27 protein-coding genes, 1 tRNA gene and 1 pseudogene are annotated in these 25,128 nt (G+C 53.0%); 12 read left to right on the top strand and 17 right to left on the bottom strand.

The features are described 5' to 3' along the window. Positions 1 to 250 precede the first annotated feature (250 nt). Both uvrD and gap read right to left on the bottom strand, forming a co-directional pair. The gene (gene uvrD, locus HMPREF2551_RS02930) at positions 251 to 2,458 is read right to left on the bottom strand and encodes a DNA helicase II (RefSeq protein WP_070837055.1); all 2,208 of its coding nucleotides are present in this window, start codon (positions 2,456 to 2,458) and stop codon (positions 251 to 253) included. Between the two features lie 100 nt (positions 2,459 to 2,558). Further along, positions 2,559 to 3,587 (bottom strand): type I glyceraldehyde-3-phosphate dehydrogenase, encoded by a 1,029-nt coding sequence (gene gap, locus HMPREF2551_RS02925; RefSeq protein WP_070814607.1) that lies wholly within the window; start codon positions 3,585 to 3,587, stop codon positions 2,559 to 2,561. 775 nt (positions 3,588 to 4,362) lie between these two features. Between gap and HMPREF2551_RS02920 the strand changes: the two genes are divergently transcribed. The 3 genes from HMPREF2551_RS02920 to HMPREF2551_RS02915 all read left to right on the top strand — a co-directional run bounded on the left by HMPREF2551_RS02920 (position 4,363) and on the right by HMPREF2551_RS02915 (position 6,761). Beyond that, positions 4,363 to 5,898, top strand: a complete 1,536-nt coding sequence (locus HMPREF2551_RS02920) for a sodium-dependent transporter (RefSeq protein ID WP_083323099.1) — start codon at positions 4,363 to 4,365, stop codon at positions 5,896 to 5,898. After that, positions 5,898 to 5,990, top strand: a complete 93-nt coding sequence (locus HMPREF2551_RS10195) for a methionine/alanine import family NSS transporter small subunit (protein ID WP_036493939.1) — start codon at positions 5,898 to 5,900, stop codon at positions 5,988 to 5,990. The genes HMPREF2551_RS02920 and HMPREF2551_RS10195 overlap by 1 nt, the downstream gene beginning before the upstream one ends. Positions 5,991 to 6,299: 309 nt before the next feature. Next, positions 6,300 to 6,761: a hypothetical protein gene (locus HMPREF2551_RS02915; RefSeq protein ID WP_070837051.1), complete on the top strand. Its 462-nt coding sequence runs from the start codon at positions 6,300 to 6,302 to the stop codon at positions 6,759 to 6,761. Between the two features lie 79 nt (positions 6,762 to 6,840). Here the strand turns inward: HMPREF2551_RS02915 and HMPREF2551_RS02910 are convergent, their stop codons facing one another. Next, entirely contained in the window at positions 6,841 to 7,536 is a 696-nt protein-coding gene (locus HMPREF2551_RS02910) for an LrgB family protein (protein ID WP_003748143.1), read from the bottom strand. A gap of 15 nt (positions 7,537 to 7,551) precedes the next feature. After that, complete coding sequence (locus tag HMPREF2551_RS02905) at positions 7,552 to 8,025, bottom strand: CidA/LrgA family protein (RefSeq protein WP_070837049.1); 474 nt, start codon at positions 8,023 to 8,025, stop codon at positions 7,552 to 7,554. A gap of 14 nt (positions 8,026 to 8,039) precedes the next feature. Here HMPREF2551_RS02905 and HMPREF2551_RS02900 point away from each other — a divergent pair, with 14 nt between their 5' ends. Both HMPREF2551_RS02900 and mgtE read left to right on the top strand, forming a co-directional pair. Next, the gene (locus HMPREF2551_RS02900; protein ID WP_003748147.1) at positions 8,040 to 8,933 is read left to right on the top strand and encodes a LysR family transcriptional regulator; all 894 of its coding nucleotides are present in this window, start codon (positions 8,040 to 8,042) and stop codon (positions 8,931 to 8,933) included. Positions 8,934 to 9,178: 245 nt separating this feature from the next. Then, positions 9,179 to 10,651 (top strand): magnesium transporter, encoded by a 1,473-nt coding sequence (gene mgtE / locus HMPREF2551_RS02895; RefSeq protein ID WP_070837047.1) that lies wholly within the window; start codon positions 9,179 to 9,181, stop codon positions 10,649 to 10,651. Positions 10,652 to 10,800: 149 nt separating this feature from the next. Here the strand turns inward: mgtE and HMPREF2551_RS02890 are convergent, their stop codons facing one another. Then, positions 10,801 to 11,067, bottom strand: coding sequence for a SemiSWEET family transporter (locus tag HMPREF2551_RS02890; RefSeq protein ID WP_070837045.1), 267 nt, complete (start codon positions 11,065 to 11,067; stop codon positions 10,801 to 10,803). A 218-nt stretch (positions 11,068 to 11,285) separates the two neighbouring features. Between HMPREF2551_RS02890 and HMPREF2551_RS02885 the strand changes: the two are divergent. Further along, positions 11,286 to 11,815 (top strand): annotated as a pseudogene (locus HMPREF2551_RS02885) (IS1595 family transposase); the annotation flags it as partial. Positions 11,816 to 11,835: 20 nt separating this feature from the next. Here the strand turns inward: HMPREF2551_RS02885 and HMPREF2551_RS02880 are convergent. Then, complete coding sequence (locus tag HMPREF2551_RS02880) at positions 11,836 to 12,219, bottom strand: hypothetical protein (RefSeq protein ID WP_004518967.1); 384 nt, start codon at positions 12,217 to 12,219, stop codon at positions 11,836 to 11,838. Positions 12,220 to 12,426: 207 nt separating this feature from the next. Between HMPREF2551_RS02880 and thiE the strand changes: the two genes are divergently transcribed. Genes thiE through HMPREF2551_RS02860 form a run of 4 tightly spaced genes read left to right on the top strand, consistent with a single transcriptional unit; the run spans position 12,427 to position 14,477 of the window. Further along, positions 12,427 to 13,044: a thiamine phosphate synthase gene (gene thiE / locus HMPREF2551_RS02875; protein ID WP_049329750.1), complete on the top strand. Its 618-nt coding sequence runs from the start codon at positions 12,427 to 12,429 to the stop codon at positions 13,042 to 13,044. Positions 13,045 to 13,086: 42 nt separating this feature from the next. After that, positions 13,087 to 13,281, top strand: a complete 195-nt coding sequence (thiS, locus tag HMPREF2551_RS02870; protein WP_049351218.1) for a sulfur carrier protein ThiS — start codon at positions 13,087 to 13,089, stop codon at positions 13,279 to 13,281. 58 nt (positions 13,282 to 13,339) lie between these two features. Then, entirely contained in the window at positions 13,340 to 13,633 is a 294-nt protein-coding gene (locus HMPREF2551_RS02865; RefSeq protein ID WP_049351219.1) for a YciI family protein, read from the top strand. A 55-nt stretch (positions 13,634 to 13,688) separates the two neighbouring features. After that, positions 13,689 to 14,477, top strand: coding sequence for a thiazole synthase (locus HMPREF2551_RS02860; RefSeq protein ID WP_049332237.1), 789 nt, complete (start codon positions 13,689 to 13,691; stop codon positions 14,475 to 14,477). A 71-nt stretch (positions 14,478 to 14,548) separates the two neighbouring features. On the opposite strand, the gene HMPREF2551_RS02855 is transcribed toward HMPREF2551_RS02860, so the two are convergent. The 8 genes from HMPREF2551_RS02855 to HMPREF2551_RS02820 form a co-directional block, all read right to left on the bottom strand. Continuing rightward, on the bottom strand, positions 14,549 to 15,310 hold the full coding sequence (locus HMPREF2551_RS02855) for a uracil-DNA glycosylase family protein (protein WP_070837044.1): 762 nt from the start codon (positions 15,308 to 15,310) through the stop codon (positions 14,549 to 14,551). Then, positions 15,304 to 15,747 carry a ribosomal protein S18-alanine N-acetyltransferase gene (gene rimI, locus HMPREF2551_RS02850; RefSeq protein ID WP_070837042.1) on the bottom strand — a complete coding sequence of 148 codons (444 nt, stop codon included), beginning with the start codon at positions 15,745 to 15,747 and terminating at the stop codon, positions 15,304 to 15,306. The genes HMPREF2551_RS02855 and rimI overlap by 7 nt, the downstream gene beginning before the upstream one ends. Further along, positions 15,744 to 16,418 (bottom strand): tRNA (adenosine(37)-N6)-threonylcarbamoyltransferase complex dimerization subunit type 1 TsaB, encoded by a 675-nt coding sequence (gene tsaB, locus HMPREF2551_RS02845; RefSeq protein WP_070837040.1) that lies wholly within the window; start codon positions 16,416 to 16,418, stop codon positions 15,744 to 15,746. Before tsaB ends, rimI begins: the two co-directional genes overlap by 4 nt. A gap of 96 nt (positions 16,419 to 16,514) precedes the next feature. Next, the gene (locus HMPREF2551_RS02840; protein WP_070837039.1) at positions 16,515 to 16,907 is read right to left on the bottom strand and encodes a DarG family dialkylresorcinol biosynthesis protein; all 393 of its coding nucleotides are present in this window, start codon (positions 16,905 to 16,907) and stop codon (positions 16,515 to 16,517) included. Continuing rightward, complete coding sequence (locus tag HMPREF2551_RS02835; protein WP_070837038.1) at positions 16,908 to 18,074, bottom strand: beta-ketoacyl-ACP synthase III; 1,167 nt, start codon at positions 18,072 to 18,074, stop codon at positions 16,908 to 16,910. A gap of 19 nt (positions 18,075 to 18,093) precedes the next feature. Continuing rightward, positions 18,094 to 18,339 (bottom strand): GNAT family N-acetyltransferase, encoded by a 246-nt coding sequence (locus tag HMPREF2551_RS02830; protein WP_036493959.1) that lies wholly within the window; start codon positions 18,337 to 18,339, stop codon positions 18,094 to 18,096. Positions 18,340 to 18,373: 34 nt separating this feature from the next. After that, positions 18,374 to 19,282, bottom strand: a complete 909-nt coding sequence (locus tag HMPREF2551_RS02825; RefSeq protein WP_070837037.1) for a hypothetical protein — start codon at positions 19,280 to 19,282, stop codon at positions 18,374 to 18,376. 308 nt (positions 19,283 to 19,590) lie between these two features. Then, positions 19,591 to 19,666 (bottom strand) — tRNA-Phe (locus HMPREF2551_RS02820). A gap of 204 nt (positions 19,667 to 19,870) precedes the next feature. On the opposite strand from HMPREF2551_RS02820, the gene HMPREF2551_RS02815 reads away from it, so the two are divergent. Beyond that, positions 19,871 to 20,431 (top strand): hypothetical protein, encoded by a 561-nt coding sequence (locus HMPREF2551_RS02815; RefSeq protein ID WP_070837036.1) that lies wholly within the window; start codon positions 19,871 to 19,873, stop codon positions 20,429 to 20,431. Positions 20,432 to 20,478: 47 nt separating this feature from the next. On the opposite strand, the gene coaD is transcribed toward HMPREF2551_RS02815, so the two are convergent. From coaD to HMPREF2551_RS02800, 3 genes are all read right to left on the bottom strand, one after another. After that, a complete protein-coding gene (coaD, locus tag HMPREF2551_RS02810) occupies positions 20,479 to 20,991 on the bottom strand; it encodes a pantetheine-phosphate adenylyltransferase (protein ID WP_003682645.1) in 513 nt (170 codons plus the stop codon). 107 nt (positions 20,992 to 21,098) lie between these two features. Beyond that, positions 21,099 to 21,785: a Bax inhibitor-1 family protein gene (locus HMPREF2551_RS02805; RefSeq protein ID WP_070837035.1), complete on the bottom strand. Its 687-nt coding sequence runs from the start codon at positions 21,783 to 21,785 to the stop codon at positions 21,099 to 21,101. Between the two features lie 162 nt (positions 21,786 to 21,947). After that, positions 21,948 to 22,223, bottom strand: a complete 276-nt coding sequence (locus HMPREF2551_RS02800) for an oxidative damage protection protein (RefSeq protein ID WP_003748182.1) — start codon at positions 22,221 to 22,223, stop codon at positions 21,948 to 21,950. Between the two features lie 127 nt (positions 22,224 to 22,350). On the opposite strand from HMPREF2551_RS02800, the gene glnE reads away from it, so the two are divergent. Continuing rightward, positions 22,351 to 25,035, top strand: coding sequence for a bifunctional [glutamate--ammonia ligase]-adenylyl-L-tyrosine phosphorylase/[glutamate--ammonia-ligase] adenylyltransferase (gene glnE, locus HMPREF2551_RS02795; RefSeq protein ID WP_070837034.1), 2,685 nt, complete (start codon positions 22,351 to 22,353; stop codon positions 25,033 to 25,035). The last annotated feature ends 93 nt before the right edge of the window (positions 25,036 to 25,128 follow it).

Here is a 25,128-nt window from a genome sequence, read left to right as displayed (position 1 = left end):
AAATTTAAAGTGCAGGCTGCTTTTTCATCACCCCAAAAGCAGCAGCCGTAGGTCGGATTCTCGAATCCGACATTTTCCAACAGCGTTTTTTTCGGAAACGATAGACGCGTCAATGTTTTTGTTGGATACGAGTATCCAACCTACATTTCTACTTCTGGATTCCCGCCTGCGAGGGAATGACGGCGGAGGTTTCGGCAAAATTGCTCCTCCCGTTTTCAGACGGCCTTTATCATTCCAAGCTTTCTAATTTCTACATCTCTTCCAATTTCGCAAACTTGGTGTCCAACTCTTTCACGCCCTGTTTGCCGAAGTTGATGGTCAGTCGGGCGGATTCGCCTTTGTCTACGGCATCGATGATGACGCCGGTGCCGAATTTGGCGTGGCGGACGTTTTGGCCGATACGGAAGCCTGCGTAGGTTTGGGGCTGTTTGAAGTCGTCGATGATTTTGTCCCGTTGTACGGTGGTTTGGCGTGTGTTGCCGTAGCTGTCGAAGGCGGGTTTTTTGACGGACAGGTAGTGCAATACTTCGGGTGGGATTTCTTCGACGAAGCGGGAGACGATGCCGAATTGGGTTTGTCCGTGCAGCATGCGTTGTTGCGCCATGGTGATGTAGAGGCGTTTTCGGGCGCGGGTGATAGCGACGTACATGAGGCGGCGTTCTTCTTCGAGGCCGCCGCGTTCGGCAAGGCTCATTTCGCTGGGGAAGCGGCCTTCTTCCATGCCGGTGAGGAAGACGGCGTTGAATTCCAAGCCTTTGGCTGCGTGGACGGTCATGAGTTGGACGGCTTTTTCGCCTGCGCCTGCTTGGTTTTCGCCGGATTCGAGGGCGGCGTTGCTGAGGAAGGCGAGGATGGGGAAGGCGGGGTCGTCTGAAATGTTTTCGGGCAGGGTTTCAAAGTTGCTGTCTTCGGGTTTGAACTCGATGGCGGCGTTGACGAGTTCGTCAAGGTTGTCGAGGCGGTCTTGGTTGTCGCCTTTTTGGGTTTTGTAGTGTTCGGTCAGGCCGCTGTCTTTGAGGATGCCGACGATGATTTCGGATAGGGGCATTTGTCCGACTTGGTTGCGCAGGGCTTCAATCAGGCGGACGAAGGCGGCGATTTTGGTGGCTTTTGCGCCGGCATTGCAGGCTGCCTGCCAAAGGGTGATGCCTTGTTCGTTTGAGGCCGTCTGAAGGTTTTCAATGGTGCGTGCGCCGATGCCGCGCGGTGGGAAGTTAATCACGCGCAAGAGGGCGTTGTCATCGTCGGGATTGACGGCGAGGCGCAGGTAGGCGAGGGCGTGTTTGATTTCTTGGCGTTCGTAAAAGCGCAGGCCGCCGTAGATTTTGTAGGGGATGCCGCTGCGAAACAGGCTTTGTTCGATAACGCGCGATTGGGCGTTGCTGCGGTAGAGGACGGCGATTTCGTCCAAATTCCAGCCTTCGCGTTCGAGGGCTTTGGTTTCGTCAACGATGAATTGGGCTTCTTCGAGGTCGGTAAAGGCGGAGTAGTAGCGGATTTTGTCGCCTGCTTCGGCGTCGGTGCGCAGGTTTTTGCCGAGGCGTTCGTCGTTGTTTTCGATGACGGCGTTGGCGGCGGCGAGGATATTGCCGACGGAGCGGTAGTTTTGTTCGAGTTTGACGGGCGCATCAATGTGGAACTCTTCCATCAGCGCGGTCATGTTGCCGACGTTTGCGCCGCGGAACCGGTAAATGCTTTGGTCGTCGTCACCGACGGCAAAAATGGCGGCGTTGTTGCCGGCAATCAGTTTCAGCCAGGCGTATTGCAGCTTGTTGGTGTCTTGGAACTCGTCGACCAGAATGTGGTTGAAGCGGTTTTGGTAGTGTTGGCGCAGGATTTCGTTGCTTTGCAGCATTTCGTAGCTGCGGAGCATGAGTTCGGCAAAATCGACCACGCCTTCGCGTTGGCAGATTTTGTCGTATTCGGCGTAGCACTCAATCATGCGGCGCGTGTGCGGATCGGGCGCGCTCAACACGGAAGCGCGCAAACCGGATTCTTTTTGCGCGTTGATAAAGCCTTGCAATGAACGCGGCGCGATGATTTCTTCGGCGATGTTGAGGTTTTTGAGCAGGCGTTTGATCAGGGAAAGCTGGTCGCCGCTGTCGAGGATTTGAAAGGAAGAGGGCAGGCCGGCATCGCGGTGGTGCAGGCGTAGAAAGCGGTGGCAGAGACCGTGGAACGTACCGAGCCACATGGCGCGGACGTTGACGGGAATCATCGCGCCCAAACGGGTTTGCATTTCTTTGGCGGCTTTGTTGGTAAATGTTACCGCCATAATGCTGTGTACGCTGGCTTGCCCGCTTTGCAAAAGCCATGCGATGCGCGTGGTCAGCACGCGCGTCTTGCCGCTGCCCGCGCCTGCCAAAACGAGGGCGGATTGCGGCGGCCAGGTTACGGCGGAGAGGTGTTCGGGGTTTAAGCCTTGCAGCAGATTGGGGGCGGATTCGTTAGGAAACATGAAGAGGCCGTCTGAAAATAAATGGGAATGCGATATTTTAAAGGAAATACAAAAGGCCGTCTGAAAAGATGTTTCAGACGGCCTTTGCGTTGGAAGCCGATTAGAACGGACGTACTTCCAAACCGAACATACGGCGCGCGGTGTTCAGCATTTGGCAGCTGAAGCCCCACTCGTTGTCGTACCATGCGAACACTTTAACCATTTTGCCTTCGGTTACTTTGGTCAGCGTAGAGTCGAATGTGCTGGCTTGGGTGGTGTGGTTGAAGTCCATAGAAACCAGCGGCAGGGTGTTGTAACCCAAAACGCCTTTCAGACGGCCTTCTTCGGAAGCGGCTTTCATCAGCGCGTTGATTTCTTCGACAGAAGTCTCACGGCTTGCCTGGAAGCTCAGGTCAACCAGGGAAACGTTGACGGTCGGTACGCGGATGGCGAGGCCGTCGAGTTTGCCTTTCAGGGCTGGCAATACCAAGCCGACGGCTTTTGCCGCGCCGGTTTTGGTCGGAATCATGTTTTCCACGCCGCTACGCGCACGGCGCAGGTCTTTGTGGCGTACGTCGGTGACGGTTTGGTCGTTGGTCAGCGCGTGGATGGTGGTCATCACGCCGTTTACGATGCCGATGTTTTCGTTCAACACTTTGGCCACGGGCGCCAGGCAGTTGGTGGTACAAGACGCGTTGGAGATAACGGTCATGTCGCCGGTAATCACGTCGTCGTTTACGCCGTAAACGATGGTTGCGTCAACGTCATCGCCGCCGGGAGCGGAAATCAGTACTTTTTTCGCGCCGCTTTCCAAGTGGATTTTGGCTTTCTCTTTGCTGGTGAACGCGCCGGTACATTCCATGACCAGGTCAACGCCCAATTCGCCCCATGGCAATTCGGCAGGATTGCGGGTGGAGAAGTAAGGGATTTTTTTACCGTCGATGATGAGGTGTTTCTCATCGTGGGAAACTTCAGAGTTGAAGCGGCCGTGAACAGTGTCGAATTTGGTCAGGTGAGCATTGGTCTCGATGCTGCCGCTGGCGTTGATGGCAACGATGTCAAGTTGGTCTTGCAGTTTGTAGTCGAAAATAGCGCGCACTACTTGGCGGCCGATGCGGCCGTAACCGTTGATGGCAACTTTGATACCCATGGCTTTTCCTCTTCTTTTGGGTTTGGGTTGTGGATTGAATGGCGGCAATTATAGCAAAAATGTAGTGCTGTGTAATTAATGTTTTATTGAAATTTTTTGATTCGATTATTTTTGATTGTGGATAATTAGAGTAGAAATACGGGTTTAAAATTAATATTATTTTGGATTTTTTATTATTTTATTTTTTATTCATTTTATTTTTGATATTTTATGCTTATTTTAAATGATGGTGATGAAGGGCGCAGAAAAAGGTGGATTGTTTTTGTTTATATTAAACAGAATTTGAGGACGGTTTCTTGATTACAACATGCAACAGTGAAATTTTCAGACGGCCCGGATGGGACGGAAGGAAAACAGGCCGTCTGAAACATTTTGATGACGGGGATTTGAATGCGTTGGGTTGCCGCTTTTCCCTACGGGATAAGGGGAAGGCGGTTTGCGGCAAGGGTGGTTGTCAGTGGGAAGGGGAGGAAAAAACGGGGCTTGAGTGTTGCGTTTGGCTTGTATATAAAGAAGTGTATGAAGATTTTAGTCGTAGTGCATGAAGATTTTCCTTGCGATTTTAATGCAATACTGACTTGCCAACAGTGTTAAATTTTTTTACGATAAGGTCAGATTATGTTTGCATGGCCATAAGCGGTGCATTCTTTAAATACCGGATATTATCCTTGTCCGAATATCTATTTTAACCGGCCGCTTTGTCCGGCCTGATTTCTAAATATATACGCGCAAGGCCGGGAGGCCTTGACGACACTCGATTTTTAAGAGGTTCATTGTGTCAAATTCTCAATCCAGCGAACGCGCGACGTTTAGCAGTCGCCGTGCCTTTATGTTTGCCGCCATCGGCTCGGCCGTGGGCTTAGGCAACATTTGGCGTTTCCCTTACATCGCCTTCGACAACGGTGGCGGTGCTTTCGTCCTCCCTTATTTGGTTGCGCTGTTGACGGCAGGTATTCCGCTGTTGCTGCTTGACTATGCCATCGGCCACCGTTACCGCGGTTCGCCTCCTTTGGCCTTCCGCCGCCTCGGCCGTTGGTTTGAGCCGGTGGGTTGGTGGAACTTCCTGACCAACGTCATCATCTGTATCTACTACGCCGTGATTGTCGGCTGGGCGGCAAGCTATGCCTATTATTCTTTGACTTCGGCGTGGGGTGCGGATCCGCAGGCATTCTTCTTCAAAGACTTCCTGCAAATGGCCGATGCCAAAGACTTGGGCTTGGACTTTGTCGGCAAAGTGGCCGGTCCGTTGATTGCCGTGTGGGTGTTTACGCTGGCGATTATGGCTTTGGGCGTGCAAAAAGGCGTGGCCGGTGCGTCCACATTCTTCATGCCTTTGTTGGTGGTGATGTTTGTCATCATGGTGGGCATTGCGCTGACCTTGCCGGGCGCAGCAAAAGGTTTGGACGCTTTGTTTACGCCTGATTGGAGCCGATTGTCCGATCCGAAAGTCTGGGTAGCCGCATATGGTCAAATTTTCTTCTCGCTCTCCATCTGCTTCGGCATCATGATTACTTATTCTTCTTACCTGAAGAAAAAAACCGACTTGGGCGGCACAGGCTTGGTTGTCGGCTTTGCCAACAGTAGCTTCGAGTTGCTCGCCGGTATCGGCGTATTTGCCGCATTGGGCTTTATGGCTCAAGCCGCAGGCAAGGAAGTCAGCGAAGTGGCATCCAGCGGTATCGGCTTGGCGTTTATCGCGTTCCCGACCATCATCAACCAAGCCCCTATGGGCGCGTTGATCGGCGTGTTGTTCTTCGGCTCGCTGGTGTTTGCGGGGGTAACTTCCATGATTTCCATCGTTGAAGTGATTGTGGCCGCGATTCAAGACAAAATGAACATCGGCCGTGTCAGCGCAACGATGATTGCAGGCGTTCCTATGGCGATTATTTCCACCTTGCTGTTTGGTACGACCACTGGCCTGCCTGTGTTGGATGTATTGGACAAATTCATCAACACCTACGGCATTGTGGCTGCCGGTTTTGTTTACGTTTTGGCAATTGTCTTGTTGAACAAGCTGCCGGAACTGCGTAATCACTTGAACGCGCTGTCTTCCATCCGTGTCGGCAAAGTGTGGACAGCCAGCGTGGTGGTTACTGTCGCCATGCTCGGCTATATGCTTTATCAGGATACTGCCGGCCTCTTAAAAGAGAATTACAGCGGCTACCCTGACAGCTTCCTCAATATCTTCGGCTGGGGCATGGTAGGCGCCATCCTCATATTGTCGGTCTTGCTGTCGTTCTTGCCGTGGAAACACGGTCAGGGCTTCAACGTCAAAGACGAACATGAACACGAACGTGAAGGAGAAGAATAATGAGTACTTCAGCTATTGTCATGATGCTTGTCGCACTGATTGTCATTTGGGGCGGATTCATCGTCTCCGTCTTGCGCCTGCCTAAAGAATAAGGCTTGAGCAAATGAAAGGGCCGTCTGAAAGTCATTTTTCAGACGGCCTTTTTGCCACACAGCAAGGGGACGGAAGAGGGTGAATCATCTTGGTGGAAGGCATGGGCGAGATTTTTAATAATGGATGACCGGGTATGATGTATAAATTATATCTATTTGTTTTAAAAGGATTTAAATCCGATTATCGTGTTAATAAACCGTTGTTCCCTTCAATCTTTGCCCACTGTTTTCTTTGTTCTAGAATAAAGTCTGCAATGCCTTTTATAAGGCATTAGGTACAGTATCCGTTTATTTGTTAAGGAGAATTTCATGGCTAAAGTACATCAACCAAGTAAAGAAGGTGATTCCGAAGATTTTGTTATCCGCCTCGATCCGCGCGAGTGGGACGGTACTTTTTCAGGAGAAGGCAAAGGTCCTAATGACGGCTATGACGATGATCATACTATCCGCCTTGATCCGCGCGAGTGGGACGGTACTTTTTCAGGAGAAGGCAAAGGACCTAATGACAGCTATGATGATGACCATATCATCCGCCTCGATCCGCGCGAATGGGAAGGTTTCGAGCCTGCGCAGCCGGCCGCGAAGCCGATATTGGAATCCAAAGCTTTCGATGGTGATGAACTTTTGAGCCGTGCCTTTGGTGAGGCTGATCCTCTTGATTCTTCTGCCGGTCTTTCCTCAGACAATGCGACCTATTCAAGCAATGGTACAGGTTCATCTGCGTTGGATACCATTCATGATTTAGCAGAAGCTTCTATTTTCAAACTGTAATCGTTCCATAATATAAAAGGCCGTCTGAAACCGATATATGTTTCAGACGGCCTTTTGTGTATGGTCATCAGGACGGGGCCTAACTCATCATCCAGATTACCAAATGCACCATGGTCGGACCAAACAATACCATAAACAGTCCGGCTAAAATCATGGTCAGGCTGGCCATCACGCCTTCGGTTTCGTGGCGTTGTCCGGCACGCGATGTGCCGAAGCCGTGGGCGGCATTGCCGAATGCCACGCCGTTGGCGGTGTGGAAACGGATGCGGGTAAAGGCCAAAAACAGGTCGCCAAATATCATGCCGACAAAGCCGGTGATGATGGTGAACAGGGAAACGAGCGAGGCGGAGCCGTGGATTTCGCTGGCGAGGACGACGGCAAACGGGGTGGAGATAGAACGCGCCATCAGGCTGTTGGTCACTTCGTTGTTGAAGTGGAACATATGGCTCATGAGGAATGCGCTGACTACGCCGACAAACATGCCCACCATAATGGCGATGGAGAGGATGGGTAGTTGGCGGCGGATGACTTCGCGGTTTTCATAAATGGGGACGGCAAAGGCAACGGTAACCGGAGTGAGCAGGAAGACGATGCCTTGGGTATATTTGTGGTAGGTGTCGTAATTGACGCCGAATGCCAGCAGCAGGAGGATGGTGCTGACGGAGACGGTAACGACGGGGGAGAAAATCATTAAGGGTTTTTTGCGGTGGATTTTTTTGGCAACGACATAGGCAAAGCAAGTCCAGATGAAACAGGCGAGGGCGGTGTAGTCCATTTTTATTCTCTATTTTTAGGAGTGGAGTTTTTTGTAGAGGCGGCGTTTCCAGCGGTAGCAGAAATCGAGGGTCAGGGCGGTGCTGATCATCACGAGCGCAGTGCCGACGGCGATGGTCAAAATCAGCTGCCAACCTTCGGACATCAGCAGGTCTTGATATTGCAAGACGGAAACCATGATGGGGATGAAGAAAAAGACGAGTTCGCCCAATGCCCATTTTGCGCCGCGGTCAACCATGCCCGGGCGGATGATGCCGAGCCCCAAAAGGGCGAGCATGAGGAACAAGCCCAATACGCCTGAAGAAATAGGCAGATGCGTGAAGCGGACGATAAGGTCGGAAACGCCCCATACTGCGCCGATGATGGCAAGCTGCAAGGCCGTCTGAAAAAATCTGTTGAGAGAGTCCATGATATGGGTGTGTGTTGAATGAAAGGCTTGATTATAGAAACCTGGTTTCTGCATAATATGAATTATTAAACGAATAATCATGCCTTAGAGGAATAATGGACTTCAAAAGCCTGTATTGTTTTGCCGAACTCATCCGCCTGCAAAGTTTTTCGGCCACGGCTTCCGCGTTGAATTTGACGCAGCCGACGGTCAGCAAAATCATTCAGGCTTTGGAAGAAGAATTGGGCGTGCCGCTGTTGTGCAAAGAAAACGGACGCAAAAAGCGGCAGGTGCAGCCGACCGCAATCGGCGAAGAAGTCTATCGCCACGCGTTAAACCTTTTACACGAACGCGATTTGCTGCTGGCCCGCATTGACGATTACCGCCATGTCAAAAGCGGGACGCTGCGTTTGGGTTTGGCTTTGTTTGGCAGCGATTTGCTCAGTCATGCGCTGTTTGATTTCCACCAAAAATGGCCGGACATCGAATTGTCGTTTTTGGAACAAGGCTCGCTCGCCATCGAGCAATCATTGCGCAACAACGAACTCGATGCCGGACAGCTGCTCGCGCCGGTTCACGAAGACTTCGACAGCATTACCTTGTGCGACTATCCGCTGGTGGTCTTGATGCCGAAAAATCGGGCGAGACACGATGCGCTGACGCTCAAAAGCCTGCAACACGAGCCCTTCATTCTGTTCGGCGCCGGCTTTTCCCTCAACGAAACCATTCAGACGGCCTGCCGCAATCAAGGTTTTACGCCCAACGTTGTCTGCCGTACCGGACAATGGAATTTGGTTGCCGACATGGTGGCGCACAATATGGGCATTGCCCTGCTGCCCGAATACTATGCCCGAAAAATCAATCCCGATGTCTTTGCCGCCATTCCTTTGGTCGAACCCGAAATCCGCTGGCAGCTCACCATGGCATGGAAAAAACACCAACGCCCGACGCCGGCCTTAAGGGCTTGGTTGGACGTGGTCAGGGAAGCGTTCGGCAGGCGAAACAAATAAAATCAAATCATCAGGCCGTCTGAAAAAAAGGGGTGTCGTTATCACCCGGTTTCAGACGGCCTTTCCCGTTAAAAATGGTAAAACGGCCTAAAAAAGAGTAGAATATGCACCGTTTACAACTCTGCGCCTCTCAGCAGGCTCGAATTATGGACCTTCCCAGTTCGCCTTTGAACTTCCCATCAGACACACAACAACCATAATCATCCCGCCGAAATGCCTCCCCGCGTCCGGCGGGCGGAGCATTTATGAGCATCGAACAAACCCCTCCGAATCTCGACCATACCCCCGACAATGAAGCGGTGGAAGACCGCATTTCTGACGATCGCATCTCTGACGATATCGACCGCATCCACGCCTTATGCGAAATCCTCGAGCCGTCCTTCGAACAAATCGAAGCAGGCGTGCCGATTGAAGACGCAAGCCTGCGCGACAAGTTCACCGAGCTGACCGTCCTCTTGGCCGAGTTGCACCCTGCCGACGTGGCCGCCGTCTTGGAATCCCTGCCGCCGCGCGAGCGTAACATCGTTTGGCTTTTGGTCGCCCCTGAAGACGACGGCGAAGTGTTGCTGGAAGTATCCGACGCCGTACGCGAAACGCTGATCGAGTCCATGGACAAAGACGAGCTGTTGGCCGCCGTCGATGATTTGGACGCAGACGAATTGGCAGAACTGGCAGACGACCTGCCGCACCAAGTGGTGTACGAAGCGCTGCAAACGCGTGATGAAGAAGAACGCGAGCAGGTCAAAGCGGCGATGTCTTACGAAGATAACCAAGTCGGCGCGATTATGGACTTTGAATTGGTCAGCATCCGCGCCGATGTGGCGTGTGAAGTCGTGTTGCGCTACTTGCGCCGTTTCGACAGCCTGCCCGACCATACCGACAAGATTTTCGTGGTTGATGAAAACGACGTGTTGCAAGGCGTGTTGCCCATCCGCAAACTCTTGGTCGCCGACCCCGAAGACATGGTGGCGGACGTGATGGCCACCGATGTCGTGCGCTTCCGTCCCGAAGACGACGTGGAAGAAGCGGCACAGGCGTTTGAACGTTATGACTTGGTCACCGCGCCGGTTGTCGATGAAAACAAAAAGCTGATCGGCAGGATCACCATTGACGAAATGGTGGACGTGATCCGTGAAGAATCCGAAGCCGACATGTTTAACATGGCCGGTTTGCAAGAAGAAGAGGACTTGTTCGCCCCGATTTGGGACTCGGTGAAAAACCGCTGGATGTGGCTTGCCATCAACCTGTGTACCGCCTTTATCGCCAGCCGCGTAATTGGCGCATTTGAAGGCAGTATCGAGAAAATCGTCGCACTGGCTGCGCTGATGCCCATCGTCGCCGGCATCGGCGGCAACTCCGGCAACCAAACCATCACCATGATCGTCCGCGCCATGGCAATGGGACAAATGACCAGTACGCAGGCAGGCCGCCTGCTGAAAAAAGAAGTCGGCGTCGCCCTCGTCAACGGCATTATTTGGGGCACGGTAATGGGCGTGATTTCATGGCTGCTCTACGGCAACATCGGCATCGGTTTGGTCATGGTGGCCGCGATGACCTTGAACCTTTTGCTGGCCGCGACCGTCGGCGTCCTCATTCCCGTCATGATGGACAAAGCCGGACGCGACCCGGCATTGGGCAGCTCGGTGCTGATTACCGCGGTTACCGACTCCGGCGGCTTCCTGATTTTCTTGGGATTAGCAACCATGTTCCTGTTGTAATAGGAAAAAAAAGACGTGTTCGATACGTCCTTTTCAAACCGTTTAAAAGGCCGTCTGAAATTTCAATTTTCAGACGGCCTTTGCTGTTTTTTAAAGCTTTACATCATGAGGGCGTTTAGTTTTGGGGCTGACGTAGATTAGCCCCTTGTTTAAAGCGAAGTCAGAAAAGTCAGAAATCCCAATATCACGCCGACTGCGTTGGGTATAATCAGAATCCAGTCTTTCCGGGGTTCTTTGCTCCAACCGTACAAAACCCAAATCAGACAGGATACTGCTGCAAACAGGGGTTGCCACGGCCGCGCCTTTGCCCCTTGCATATTGGCGATAATTTGGGGGATATAGGCGACAAATACGAAAATACCTATTGCCGCTCCTATGCTGCCGACAACGGTATTGAATTTTGCTTTGCTTATCATGCTGGTAAGTCTCCTTTTAATATGAAAATCGAGGCGGTAGATAATATGGGCAGGCTGACTCAGCCGAGGGAACAGCCGCAGCCGCAATGATGTTCGTGGCCTTGGCCATGTTCGTCCGAATCTTCGGCAAGCAGGGCTTCGTAGTCGCCGCTTTCAATCAGGCTGACCAGTTCTGCCGGACTTTCCGCGCCTTCTACCTAGTCGCAGGATAAATAACTCTATTCTACCGCAAAATATGTATGTCATCATCCATCATTTGGCCTTGGCTGCCGATGAGGTTTTCGAGGGCTCTGTCGAGCTGGACGAAAGCTATTTCGGCGGACAGCGTAAAGGCAGACGTGGTCGCGGCGCGGCAGGAAAAGTGGTTGTCTTTGGTATTCTGAAACGCAACGGACGGGTCTATACCGTTGTGGTGGATAATGCCAAGTCTGAAACGTTACTCCCCGTCATCAAAAAGAAAATCATGCCGGACAGCATTGTTTACACGGATAGCCTGAGCAGCTACGACAAGTTGGATGTGAGCGGTTTCATCCATTACCGCATCAACCATTCCAAGGAATTTGCCGACCGTCAGAACCACATTAACGGCATTGAGAATTTTTGGAATCAGGCAAAGCGCGTCTTGCGAAAATACAACGGAATCGATCGCAAATCTTTCCCGCTGTTCTTGAAAGAATGCGAATTTCGATTTAACTTCGGCACACCGTCTCAACAGCTTAAAATCCTGCGGGATTGGTGTGGAATTTAGGGCTAATCTACGTCAGCCCCTTAGTTTTTGATGACGTTTACGGCGTAATGGGCAGTAGTGTTACGGCGGGCTTGGGCGCGCATCATATAGACCTGCACTTTATATTTGCCCGATTGGGTAGCGATACCGTCAAATTTATCGCCTTGTGCCGAACCGTTAAATACGGCTTCATCGTCTTTGGGTGCCCATACGTTGAAATAGGCGTTAGGGCTGCCGGTTTTACTGATGCGCAGGCGGTCGCCCTTGCGTACGGAGAACAAATGCTCGGCGGTTTGATAGCCGGTGATTTTGCCGGAAAAACGCTGCTTGGTTTGTTTGTGTGCCGAAGCTGGTTTTGAAGCTTCCGCTTTAGGCGTGGCGGCATTTGAATAAGTGGTAAACAGTAAGGGAAGGGCGGCTAACAAGAGAAATTTTTTTCATGGGTTGGGTCTCCGAATGTGGGGCGCCAATATGGCACTCATTTTGATAACCCATCAGTATGTTCATATTTTTATAAAGCCAAAGCCGAATAGGGCAATATTCATTTTTTCAATCAGGCCGTCTGAAAACAAATATTATTCAGACGGCCTTTTCTGATAATATAACAACGAATTATTCCTTTCGGAGCCGTTATGACCTTCCCGCCACTCAAATCTCCCCTGAAATTTTACGCCGTTGTTCCCACTGCTGACTGGGTCGAGCGCATGGTCAAAGCAGGTGCCGACACGGTGCAACTGCGCTGTAAAATCCTGCATGGCGACGAGTTGAAACGCGAAATCGAACGTTGCGTCGTAGCCTGTCAAAACAGTGCAACCCAGCTTTTCATCAACGACCACTGGCGCGAAGCGATTGCCGCAGGTGCATACGGCGTGCATCTCGGGCAGGAAGACATGGACACTGCCGACCTCGCCGCGATTGAAGCTGCCGGTTTGCGCTTGGGCTTGAGTACGCACTCTGTTGCCGAACTCGATCGCGCCTTGTCCGTACAACCTAGCTACGTCGCCAGCGGTGCGATTTTCCCGACCACGACCAAGCAAATGCCGACCGCCCCGCAAGGTTTGGACAAACTGCGCGAATACGTCAGACAGGCACGCGGCACGCCCGTCGTCGCCATCGGCGGCATCGATTTGAACAACGCCGAAGATGTGCTTGCCACCGGCGTTTCCTCACTTGCCGTCGTCCGCGCCGTGACCGAAGCGGAAAATCCCGAAGCGGTGGTTAAAGCGTTTCAGGCTTTGTGGGATGAATAAGGCCGTCTGAAAATAAGAAGTCTGACAAGAGGAGCAAACATCATGAAGATTATATTGAACAATGAAACCATCACATTAAACGGCACAACCGTTGCCGACCTTATCGCCCAAACTTCGCCGCCAAAACCGTTTGCCGTTGCCGTCAATACCCAGTTTGTCGCCAAAGGCACGTATGCGGAAACGGTTTTGAACGAAAACGATAAAGTGGACATTGTGCGCCCGGTAGTCGGCGGATAAGCGGTTTTACTGCGCGTATAGCTGCGCTATTGGTTTAATGCTGAGAAAAGGAAAAGAAATGTTTATCTTATCGTTGGAATATATTAAAGACTTGGCTGCGGTTGAAACCTACCTGTCCGAGCATATTGCGTATCTTGAACGGTATTATCAAGCAGGTGTATTTGTGATGTCTGGACGCAAACAGCCGCGGACAGGTGGCGTTATCCTGATGAAAGCATCAGGTAGGGAACAGGTGGAAAAATTAATTACAGAAGACCCGTTTCATCGAGAAGGCGTAGCGAAATACACAATTACCGAGTTTATTCCGACTAAGGTCGCCGAAGGACTTGAAAACTATTTGGAAACTATCTGAACCGATTTTTCAGAAGGCTCTTGCCCTAAAAAATAATATTACAAAGGAATCTATCATGTTTACCCTATATGGAGAAACTTTCCCTTCACGGCTGCTACTTGGTACGGCTGCTTATCCGACGCCGGAAATCCTCAAGCAGTCTGTCCAAATCGCGCAACCGGCGATGATTACCGTTTCGTTGCGCCGTGCCGGCAGCGGCGGCGAAGCGCACGGGCAGGGCTTTTGGTCGTTGTTGGAAGAAATGGGCGTACCTGTGTTGCCCAATACCGCAGGCTGTCAAAGCGTTCAGGAAGCCGTGACCACTGCGCAAATGGCGCGTGAAGTGTTTGATACCGATTGGATCAAGCTCGAACTTATCGGTGATGATGACACATTGCAGCCCGATGTGTTCCAGCTTGTCGAAGCGGCGGAAATCCTGATTAAAGATGGCTTTAAAGTGCTGCCTTATTGCACCGAGGATTTGATTGCTTGCCGCAGACTGCTTGATGCGGGCTGTCAGGCGTTGATGCCGTGGGCGGCACCAATTGGCACAGGTTTGGGTGCGGTTCATGCTTATGCGTTGAAAGTCCTGCGCGAACGCCTGCCCGACACGCCGTTGATTATTGATGCAGGTTTGGGTTTGCCTTCGCAGGCGGCGCAAGTGATGGAATGGGGCTTTGACGGCGTGCTGCTGAATACCGCCGTTTCCCGCAGCGGCGATCCGGTCAATATGGCACGCGCTTTTGCGCTTGCGGTCGAGTCGGGCCGTCTGGCTTATGAGGCGGAACCTGTGGAGGCGCGTGAGAAAGCGCGCGCCAGTACGCCGACAGTGGGCCAGCCTTTCTGGCATTCGGCGGAATATTGATAAACGTCAGGGCGTGTCGAACACGCCCTTTTTTGTTGGTGAAAAACCTGATTTCAGGTTGAGCAGAATGTTCAGACGGCCTTGGCCAAAAGCTGTTTCAATGGCTTTAAGATTTGCCATGCCTGCGCTTTGAGTTGAGGCTGCATCAGCAGGCGGGCGGGGTGGGGAATGACGAAATGCGGCCGCTCTGCGCACAATTCGTTCATCAACCCGATCATGTCGGGGCTGTCGAAGATTTTGCCGAGAAACAATACTGCGCGCGCTTGTGAAGCGGTCAGCTCGTTTTGCATTTCGGCAAGCTCGGAGCGGATGTGTTCGGCATCGGGCAGGGCGGTGAACACGGGTGCGGTTTTGACCCATGCGGTCTTATGCGCCTGCTCGGGCTTGAGGCCGATGGCGGCGAGGATATTATCGAGAAGCGTGCCGACGTCGCCGCTAAACAGCGTACCGTGCAGGCTGTCTTCGGTGGACGGGCAAATGCTGACCACCATAATTTCAGACGGCCTGATGGTTACGTCAAGACGGGGCAGATTGTCTGAATGCGCGGCTTTTTCTGTTTTTGCCGGTGTTTCGACAATGGTTTTGGGTGCCGCTTCGGGAACGCGGACAGCAGGTTTGGCCGTTTGCGCAGTGGCAATGGCGGCAGTGCGTGCCTGATGGGCGCCTGCGGATAAAGTGCGCACGGCTTGTGTGGTATCGGCAACAATGGTTTTGGGGCGGACGGGCGCAGCTGCGGCTTGAGGCGCGGCATGGATGATTTTGGCGTTTCGGTTCAGCCACATTGGGCCCAAGCCCAAGGCTTCGTGCAGGTGCAGGTAGCGGCTGCTTAACATGATTTCTCCATCAATACGGCATCTTCGCTGCCACCGTCGGGCAGGGCGTAGTAGTTTTTGCGGCGGCCGCAGGTTTGGAAGCCGTGTTTGCGGTAGAGCTGTTGCGCGGTTTCATTGCTTGCGCGGACTTCGAGCAGCAATCGGGTTGCGCCTTGCTGTTGCACTGCGTTTTGCCAGTGTTGCAGCAGGGCGGACGCAATGCCTTGGCGGCGGTATTCGGGCGCGACAGCAATCAGGTGCAGTTCGGATTCGTCAAACACGGTTTGCCACACGATAAAACCGGTAATTTGGTGGTCGGCCTGACTGAGCCAAACGCTGTCGGGATGGTGTTGAACCGCTGATTCAAACTGCTGCGCCGTCCACGACGAAGGATTGCCTTGTGCGTCGATGGCGGCAAGGATGGAGCAGTCAGCAAGTACGGCTGGGCGCAGGTTCACGGTTTGGCCTTTTGTTGGGCTTGCTCTTGCGCGGTCAGGGCAATTTTATTGCGGACGTAGAGCAGCTCGGCGTGTGCCGCATCGGTGGCAACATAGCGGCCGCTGCGGGCAAGTCTAAGATAGTCGGCGGCGGTCGGCATATCGGCTTGACCGTCAAAAGGCGGTTTGTCGGCGAGGGCAAAGGCATTACCGATGCCGCCGGTAGGCGTTTTGCCTTCGAGCGCGGTAATGGCGGCGGCTTTGCCAACCGTGTAATCGCTCAAGCGGACGTGGTTTTGCGTATCAAACCATGCGTAGAACACTTCGCCCATACGCGCATCGGTAGCAGCTAGTACGCAGCTTGATGGCGGCAGCAACGAAGCGGCGGCATCGAGGCAGGGAATGCCGATCATGGGCGTGTCAAACGGCGTGGCCAAACCTTGTGCAACCGCTGCGCCGATACGCAGGCCGGTAAATGCGCCGGGGCCCTGTGCATAAACGATGCAGCCCAAATCGGCGGCCGTGATGCCGGCTTCTTTAAAGAGGCGTTCGATTTGCGGCAGGATTTGTTCGGATTGCTTGGTGCCGACGTTTTCATGAAACAGGCGGATTTCGCCTTGATGTTCCAATGCGATGGACAGAAAGGATGTGCTGGTGTCGATAGCGAGAGTCGAGCGGTTGTCGGTTGGCATGGTGTTATTTTTTAGAAGGATATGGGTTGCCATTATAGTGGAACGGCGAGGGGGAACAAAGTGTTCAGGCCGTCTGAACATTCAGACGGCCTATTTTTATTCGGGCTTTTTCAGGCCTTCGATGTCGGTTTGGCAGGCATCGGCGTATTTTTGCAGGGTTTTGGCCGGTAGTTTGGCAAACACTTCGGGGCGGAAATGCCGACGAAGCTGCCATTTCCATACGCCTGCCGCCATGGCCAAGCCGGTTTCATCATAACGGCAGCGGAACATATGGTAGTACAGCGGCGAATATTCGCCTTTTTTGACGGCTTTGCGCGCGGCCTGCGTTTGGGCATCGAGTTCGCACACCGCCATTTCGGTGGCGTAGGCTTCGTCCTGCCAACCGTTGCTGGTGGCCGCTTCGTAGTGGCCGTCGCGGGTGCCGTAGATGACTTTGCGGTGGCCGTGGTAGCTGGCGCTGTTGTCTTGAGGGATGTCGTCAATCTTCATTCAGACGGCCTTTACTGCTTCCAAAAGCATGAAACATGTTGAAAAACGGCCGCTTTCCGGAACGTAACACAGGATTTTTTGGCCGTGTTCGATGGGGAAGGTGCGCATAAATTCTTCAAGGATGATGTAAATCGAGGCCGAACCCGTGTTGCCCTTGCTGTGCAGATTGGTAAACCATTTTTCCTGCGGAATGTCGAAGCCGATGTTTTTCAGGCCGTCTGAAAGGCGGTCGCGGAAAAAGCCGGAAGAGTAGTGGGGTAGGAACCAATCGATTTCTTCGGCGCGGATGCCGTGTTTGGCGGCGATTTGGGAGAGGGGTTTTTCCACCGTGTAGCGGACGATGTTTTCGTTCAACAGTTTGACGTCCTGCTTGACCGCCATCAGGCTGTGGCGGCGGCCGTAATCGGCATCGGCGTGTTTCCAGCCTTCAAATACGCCGTCGCGGAATTCTGCGCCGGCATACATGCAGGGCGGCATTTCGTTGGCGTAGGAAAGCAGGTCTATCCAATGAATTTTCAGGCTGAGGCCGTCTGAATTGGGGCGGTCGGACAGATACACCGCGCCTGCGCCGTCAGACAGCATCCAGCGCAAAAAGTCTTTTTCAAACCCGATTTCGGGGGACGCGTTTTCCAGTTTTTTATGGTCGGTTTCACTTTGGAACACTTCGCCGCGCATGACCGCCGAGGCGTTTTCAGAGGCAACGGAAACCGCATGTGCGTGTTCGCCGGTGCGCACGGCGTTGTAGGCATGTTTCATCGCCGCCATCCCTGCTGCGCATACGCCTGCCATGCTGAACACTTCGCAAGGCGGCATATCCAGCAAACCATGCACCATCACGCCGTGTCCGGGCATGGTTTGGTCGGGATAGGAAGTGGCGCAAGCCAGGCTGCCGACGGCTTCTGCAGGAACACCTTGGGCAAACAGGCCGTTGACCGCTTCTGCGGCCAATTCGGCATTGGTGTGCGTCGTACGACGGCTTTCGGGGGCGATGGCGTAATGGCGCGACAAAATGCCGTTGGAACGCAAAATCATTCGGCGCACGCGTGACGGCACATCGCCTGCCATGCCGAGGACGGCTTCCATTTCGTCATTGCCGATGGGGGCATTGGGCAAAAAAGCAGAAACGCGGTTGAGATAAACGTCTTTGAGTGTGTTATTCGATGTCATGATGTGTTTGTCAAAATAATCAACCGATAAACCGCGCCGCGTAGTCGCAGCTTGCAGTCAACGGGATGTGGTGTGTTTCGGCATATTCCATCAGCGCGTCCACCAGCAGTTTGGCAATGCCGCGATGACGGAAGTTGGGCGAGACCTCGGTATGGTTTACGTCCCAGCCGCCGTTGTGTTCGGTATAGCTGATATAGCCTGCTTCCAAACCGTCAATATCGATTTGAAAGCGACGGCGCTCGGGGTAGTGGATAACTTCGGGCATGATGGATTCCTAGTTTGAGGCCGTCTGAAACGTATCATCTGCCTGACGGTTGCTCATAATAATCCGCCAGCTTTTTCAGACGGCCTTTGAGCAGTGGATGCAGCAGTTTTTTCAAAATTACGCTGACAGGCAAAACCACCAAAATCATCGCCAATAAAAAGACGATGTAAAAGCACAGCAGCGCACGGCGCAAAAACGGAGAGATACGGCCTGCCGCCATCAAAAGCCTGCCCCAGACGAAGAAGCTGCGGCCGGCGGCGCGTTCGCTGAAAATCAGTTTTTCATTGACTGTCACTGCGCCCATATTTTGAAACAGGGTTTCGTCCAAAGGCTGTTGGTTTAACAGCGCATCGCGCAATTTCGTCCCAAACCGCGCCGCATCCGCCAATTCTTCTTCAGCAATGCCGGCGGAGGGCAGGGAGCGGAAATAGCGTTTGTCGCCGGTCAGCATCCAGGCAGGCGTGGTAATGAAACTGGCCGCGCTGTTGCAGGCATCGATTTTTACGATGTTGCCGATGAGTTTGGCGCCGTTTTGTTTCAGCAAAGATTTCATTTTTTCCTGTGCGCCCAGCCACATATTGCGGCAGCCGATAAGCGTGATGACCGGTTTGCCGTCCAGCAGCCGGCGTGTTTCTTCGCGTTGCAAAAAGGCGGTCATCGGTTGCGAAGGAGAGAGGAACCAAACGGTGTAGGCAATGACCACCACATCGTAATCTTCGGACGGAATGTGCGGCGGCAGAATCGGGGCGGGTTTTAAATGGACGGTTTCCGGAAAGGTATCGAAAAAACGCCAAAACGGCCACGGAAACGGAAATGCCTGCACCGGGACGATATTGACGCAATCGACCTGAATGCCGGCTGTTTGCAACGGCGCGGCAAAATTCTGCGCCAGGCTGGAGAGCTGCCCCGTTTGCGAGTAATGTACAATCAGCACTTTTTTCATTATCTTCCCTGCAATGAGTAAGTTATGGTTGGTTTGGACGGTATTATATAGTAAACCGACCTACCTTAAACTTTATTCATATTCAGTATGTTCGCGAAGGTTTCAGCAGATTTGGATGGAAGCGCCGTATTCTATCGGAATGGGGCGGTAAAGCGGATTTTTATGCCATGCCAACATGAACAACGGCCGTCTGAAAATTTTCAGACGGCCTTGTGTGGAAATCGAGACGCATGGTCTGGAATGGGATTTGCGCTAAGTATGGCGTGCAAATCGTATAGATAAAAAAATAACCGCTTCAAGGCGGTTGGTGGTGGCCAGAGGCGGAATCGAACCGCCGACACACGGATTTTCAATCCGTTGCTCTACCAACTGAGCTATCTGGCCTTCGCGTGTTTCGTTGCGAGATGTGAATTAAACCAAATTTCGTTGCCTTGTGCAAGCGTTTGCAGGCTTTATTTTTGAGGCGGTAAATTAAGATTTTGTTTTGTATTGAATTATTTTTCGTTTTAATTGGCGGTTTTTAAGTTTGCCGGTTTGATTTTCAGACGGCCTAAGATACAATCGGCTTTTTTGCTTTGGATTTATGCCATGCTGTATGTGTTTGTTCGTGATATGTGGGATGTTTTGCGTTTGCGCTATCGTTCGCCGGAGACGTATTTGTATTCGCCTTTGGTGATGGCGGCGGTGTTGCTGCTGTTGGGCGTGGTGAACGCGGCCAGCATGTCGCCTTTGTTTGGCAGCGGCGCGGCGGCGGTGTGCCTGTCAGTGATTTTGGTGATGGTGAAATGGTTGGTGTTGAGCCGCTCGATGCGCAAAGTGCTGCATTATTACGGTGCGCCCCGGCTGCCTTTGTGGGGCTTTATTTTGGTGTCCGAGGCTTTGCTCTTGCCGCTGTTGCTGGTATTGTATGTGCCGGCGTTGGCTGCGTTTGCGCTGTTGTGGCAGGCTTGGGTGTTTGTGGTGCAGGTGCGCGGTTTGATGTGGATGGGGAATGCGACGGTAGGCCGTGTTTTGGTGGGTTATGTGTTGTATGGTATCGGCATGTTGTGCGTGGGTACGGTGATTTTGATGTTGTTTATTAACGCCGGTTGGTTGGACATGGAAACGTTGAATCAAAACCTGCAGGCGTTGATGTCTGCACGTCAATAATCAATGAAATTTGGAAGGCCGTCTGAGATGTTCAGACGGCCTTTGTTTTATGTGTTTGTTTCGTGGTCTTGCAGGATTTTTTGATAGACGGGATCGGGGAGGTAGCGGCCTATCATGTCGCGCCAGCCTTGTGGGCCGACCAAGCCTTTGACCATGGTGGAGGACACTTCGGCTATTTCGCGCGGCGGCATCAGGAATATGGTGGAAATTTCGGGGGCGATGTCGCTGTTGATGTAGCGCATCGAGCGTTCGTATTCGTAGTCGGCGGAGGAACGGATGCCGCGGACGATGAAATTGGCGTTGGCTTCGCGGGCGTAATCGACCAAAAAGCGGTTTTCAAACACGCTGATGCGGACGTTGGGGAACGGGTGGGTAATGGCATCGAGCATGGCGCGGCGTTCTTCTATGGTGTAGGTGCTGCGTTTTTCGGGATTGGTGCCGATGGCGACGATGAGTTCGTCAAAGAGGGACTGGGCTTCCTGTATCATCCACAGGTGGCCGAGGGTGGGAGGGTCGAAGCTGCCTGCGTACACGGCACGGCGCGGAGTGGTCGTGGTCATTTTGAGTTGGGAATAGGGTTTGTGTGGCGTTCAGGATAGGGGAGTTTGCCGGTGATGTCAAAAATCAAAAAGGCCGTCTGAAATTTCAGACGGCCTTTGCGGCTTGATCAGTCGTCACCACTAATAGAGATGAGGATTCTCAAGAGGCTGCTGAAAATATTGTAGATGGAGATGAAGATGGTCAGCGCCGCACTGATGTGGCTGTCTTCGCCGCCATCGATGACGGTACGTACCTGCCACATAATCATCAGGGAACTGAAGACAACGAAGCCGGCCGCGATGGTCAGGCTCAGGGCAGGGATGTTGAGGAAGATGTTGGCCACAACGGCAATCATGAGTACGATGGCGCCGGCACCGAGGAAGCTGCCGAGTTTGTTCATGTTCATTGTGGTGCGGCGTGCCATGGCGGACATGGTGAAGAATACGCCGGCGGTCATGGCGGCGGCCGTACCGACGATTTGCGCGCCGTTGTTAATCGCCAGGGCGTATTGCAGCATAGGGCTGATGGCAAGGCCCATTCCGAAAGTGAAGATCATCAACAGGGCGACGCCGACGTTGCTGTAACGGTTTTTCTCGATCAGGAAGGTCATGCCGTAGAAGAAGCCGAAGAAGGCGGCCAGGGCAACCCAGTATGAACCGAACATGGCGAAAATGTTAAAGCCTGTTTTGGCGGAAAAGAATGCGCCGGCAATGGCAGGAATGAAAGACAGGCCAAGCAGGCGGTAGGTTTTTTGCAGGACGGTATTTTTGGCAACCGAGCCTTGCGAGGTATAGTCGTAAACGTCGTTTTGCATGGCGTTTGCTCCAGTGTGGATTGAAATGAATGAAATTTGGATTTTAACAGAGAATCATGGGTTTGTATGATTTATCTGTTCTATTTGTCTAATATGCGGGGCAATCGGGAATTTTAAAGGCCGTCTGAAAATCGGGTTTCAGACGGCCTTGGCGTTTAATGCTTATTTAGGCTCTTGCGGAACGTAGCCTTGTACGGCATCTGCGCCTTCGCCGAAGAAGTATTGTTCCATCTGCTGGGCGAGGTATTCGCGTGCGCGCGGATCGGCAAGGCTTAAGCGGTTTTCGTTGATGAGCATGGTTTGGTGGCGAGTCCATGCCATCCATGCTTCTTGGGAAACGTTTTCGAAGATGCGTTTGCCCAGCTCGTTGGGCAGCGGCGGAAATTTCATGCCTTCGGCTTCTTTGCCGAGTTTGACGCAGTGAACCATACGGGTCATGGCGGTTTCCTTATGATGGGTTGCAAAGTTGGTATTTTAGCCGATTGCACGGATAGGGGAAAGCGTGGCTTTCAGACGGCCTGAAAGCTTGCTATGATGGTCTTTTCTGTTTATTCAGGCAAAGATTATGAACCGCCTCGACACCGCCCGCCGTTATTCCCTGTTTCTCGCCCGCCAGCTCGACAACGGCAAACTCAAGCCCGAAATCTTCCTGCCCATGCTGGACAAGGTGTTGACGGATGAGGATTTCCAAGCCTTTGCCGACTGGGACAAAATCCGCGCGGAAGAAAACGAGGAAGAATTGGCGCGGCAGTTGCGTGAGTTGCGCCGTTATGTGGTGTCGCAGATTATCGTGCGCGATATAAACCGCATCAGCGATTTGCACGAAGTAACCCGCACGATTACGCTGTTTGCCGATTTTGCTGTCAATACCGCGCTGGATTTCGCCTACGCCTATTATCGGGACATGTACGGTACGCCGATCGGGCGTTATACGAAATCGCCGCAGCATTTGAGCGTGGTGGCAATGGGCAAGGCGGGCGGCTATGAGTTGAACGTGTCTTCCGACATCGATTTGATTTTCATCTATCCCGAATCGGGCGACACTGATGGCAGGCGCGAGCGCGGCAATCAGGAGTTTTTCACCAAAGTCGGGCAGAAACTGATTGCATTGTTGAACGACATTACCGCCGACGGGCAGGTGTTCCGCGTCGATATGCGGCTGCGGCCGGACGGTGATTCGGGCGCGCTGGTATTGAGCGAAACCGCGCTGGAGCAATATTTAATTACGCAAGGGCGAGAATGGGAGCGCTATGCGTGGTGCAAAGGCCGCGTAGTTACGCCGTATCCGAACGACATCAAAGCGCTGGTGCGCCCTTTCGTGTTCCGCAAATATCTGGATTACAGCGCGTATGAGGCGATGCGGAACCTGCACCGTCAAATCCGCAGCGAAGTCAGCAAAAAAGGCATGGCGGACAACATCAAACTCGGCGCTGGCGGCATCCGCGAAGTCGAATTTATCGCCCAGATTTTTCAGATGATACGCGGCGGACAAATGCGCGCGCTGCAACTGAAAGGCACGCAGGAAACGCTGAAGAAACTTGCCGAGCTGGGCATCATGCCGTCTGCAAACGTCGAAACCCTGCTGTCCGCCTACCGATTCCTGCGCGACGTCGAACACCGCCTGCAATACTGGGACGACCAGCAAACCCAAACCCTGCCGACCTCGCCCGAACAGCAACAACTGCTCGCCGAAAGCATGGGTTTCGACAGCTATGCCGCTTTTTCAGACGGCCTCAATGTTCATCGGAACAAGGTCAATCAGTTGTTTAACGAAATCTTGAGCGAACCCGAAGAGCAAACGCAAAGCAACAGCGAATGGCAATGGGCATGGCAGGAAAAACCTGACGAAGAAGAACGGCTAGGCCGTCTGAAAGAATATGGGTTTGATGCCGAAACCATTGCCACGCGGCTCGACCAAATCCGCAACGGCCATAAATACCGTCACCTCTCCGCCCATGCCCAGCCGCGTTTTGACGCCATTGTGCCGTTGTTGGTACAGGCGGCGGCCGAGCAACCCAACCCGACCGACACATTAATGCGGCTGTTTGACTTCCTCGAAAACATCAGCCGCCGCTCCGCCTATCTCGCCTTCCTCAACGAACATCCGCAAACCTTGGCGCAACTGGCAGAAATCATGAGCCAAAGCTCATGGGTGGCGGCGTATCTGAGCAAATATCCGATTCTGCTGGACGAACTCATCAGTGCGCAGCTTTTGGATACTGCATTCGACTGGCAAGCCCTTGCCGCCGCCCTTTCAGACGACCTCAAAGCTTGCGGCGGCGACACCGAAGCGCAAATGGACACCCTGCGCCGCTTCCAGCACGCCCAAGTCTTCCGCCTCGCCGTCCAAGACCTCGCCGGACTGTGGACGGTAGAATCCCTCTCCGACCAACTCTCCGCCCTCGCCGACACCATACTCGCCGCCGCCGTGTCGTGTGCGTGGGCGGATATGCCCAAAAAACACCGCGACACGCCGCAATTTGCCATTATTGGCTACGGCAAACTGGGCGGTAAAGAGCTCAGCTATTCCTCCGATCTCGACCTCGTCTACCTCTACGACGATCCCCATCCCGACGCAGGCGACGTGTACAGCCGCCTCGCCCGCCGCCTGACCAACTGGCTTTCCGCCGCCACCGGCGCAGGCAGCCTCTACGAAACCGACCTGCGCCTGCGCCCCAACGGCGACGCCGGCTTCCTCGCCCACAGCATCGCCGCCTTCGAAAAATACCAGCGCGAAAACGCCTGGACGTGGGAACACCAATCCCTCACCCGCGCCCGTTTTATTTGCGGTACGCCTGATGTTCAAACGGCCTTCGACCGCATCCGCACCGAAATGCTGACCGCCGAGCGCAACCCAACCGTTTTAGCAGGCGAAATCATCGAAATGCGCGAAAAAATGTTCCCCACCCATCCGCCGGTCGACAGCAACGTCAAATACGCGCGCGGCGGCGTGGTCGACGTCGAATTTATCGTCCAATACCTCATCCTTGCCCATGCCCGAAAATATCCGCAACTTCTCGACAACTACGGCAACATCGCTCTCCTGAACATCGCCGCCGACTGCGGCCTCATCGACAAAACCCTCGCCGAACAAAGCCGTACCGCCTACCGCTTCTACCGCCAGCAGCAACACAACACCAAACTGCGCGATGCCAAAAAAACCGAAGTAACGGACGAATTGCTGACCCACTACGGCAATGTGCGAAAACTGTGGCGGGAAGTATTCGGGGCAGAAGTGAAGTTCGGATAAGTAGCCATTTATCCGATTAAGGCATACTTTCGGGCATAAAAAAACGTTGTTTGGTGAACCTAATAAAAAGGCCGTCTGAAACTTTTCAGACGG

It is taken from the genome of Neisseria sp. HMSC066H01, from assembly GCF_001837375.1.
Classification (GTDB): Bacteria; Pseudomonadota; Gammaproteobacteria; order Burkholderiales; family Neisseriaceae; genus Neisseria.
This window is presented reverse-complemented; position numbering and strand designations above follow the sequence as displayed.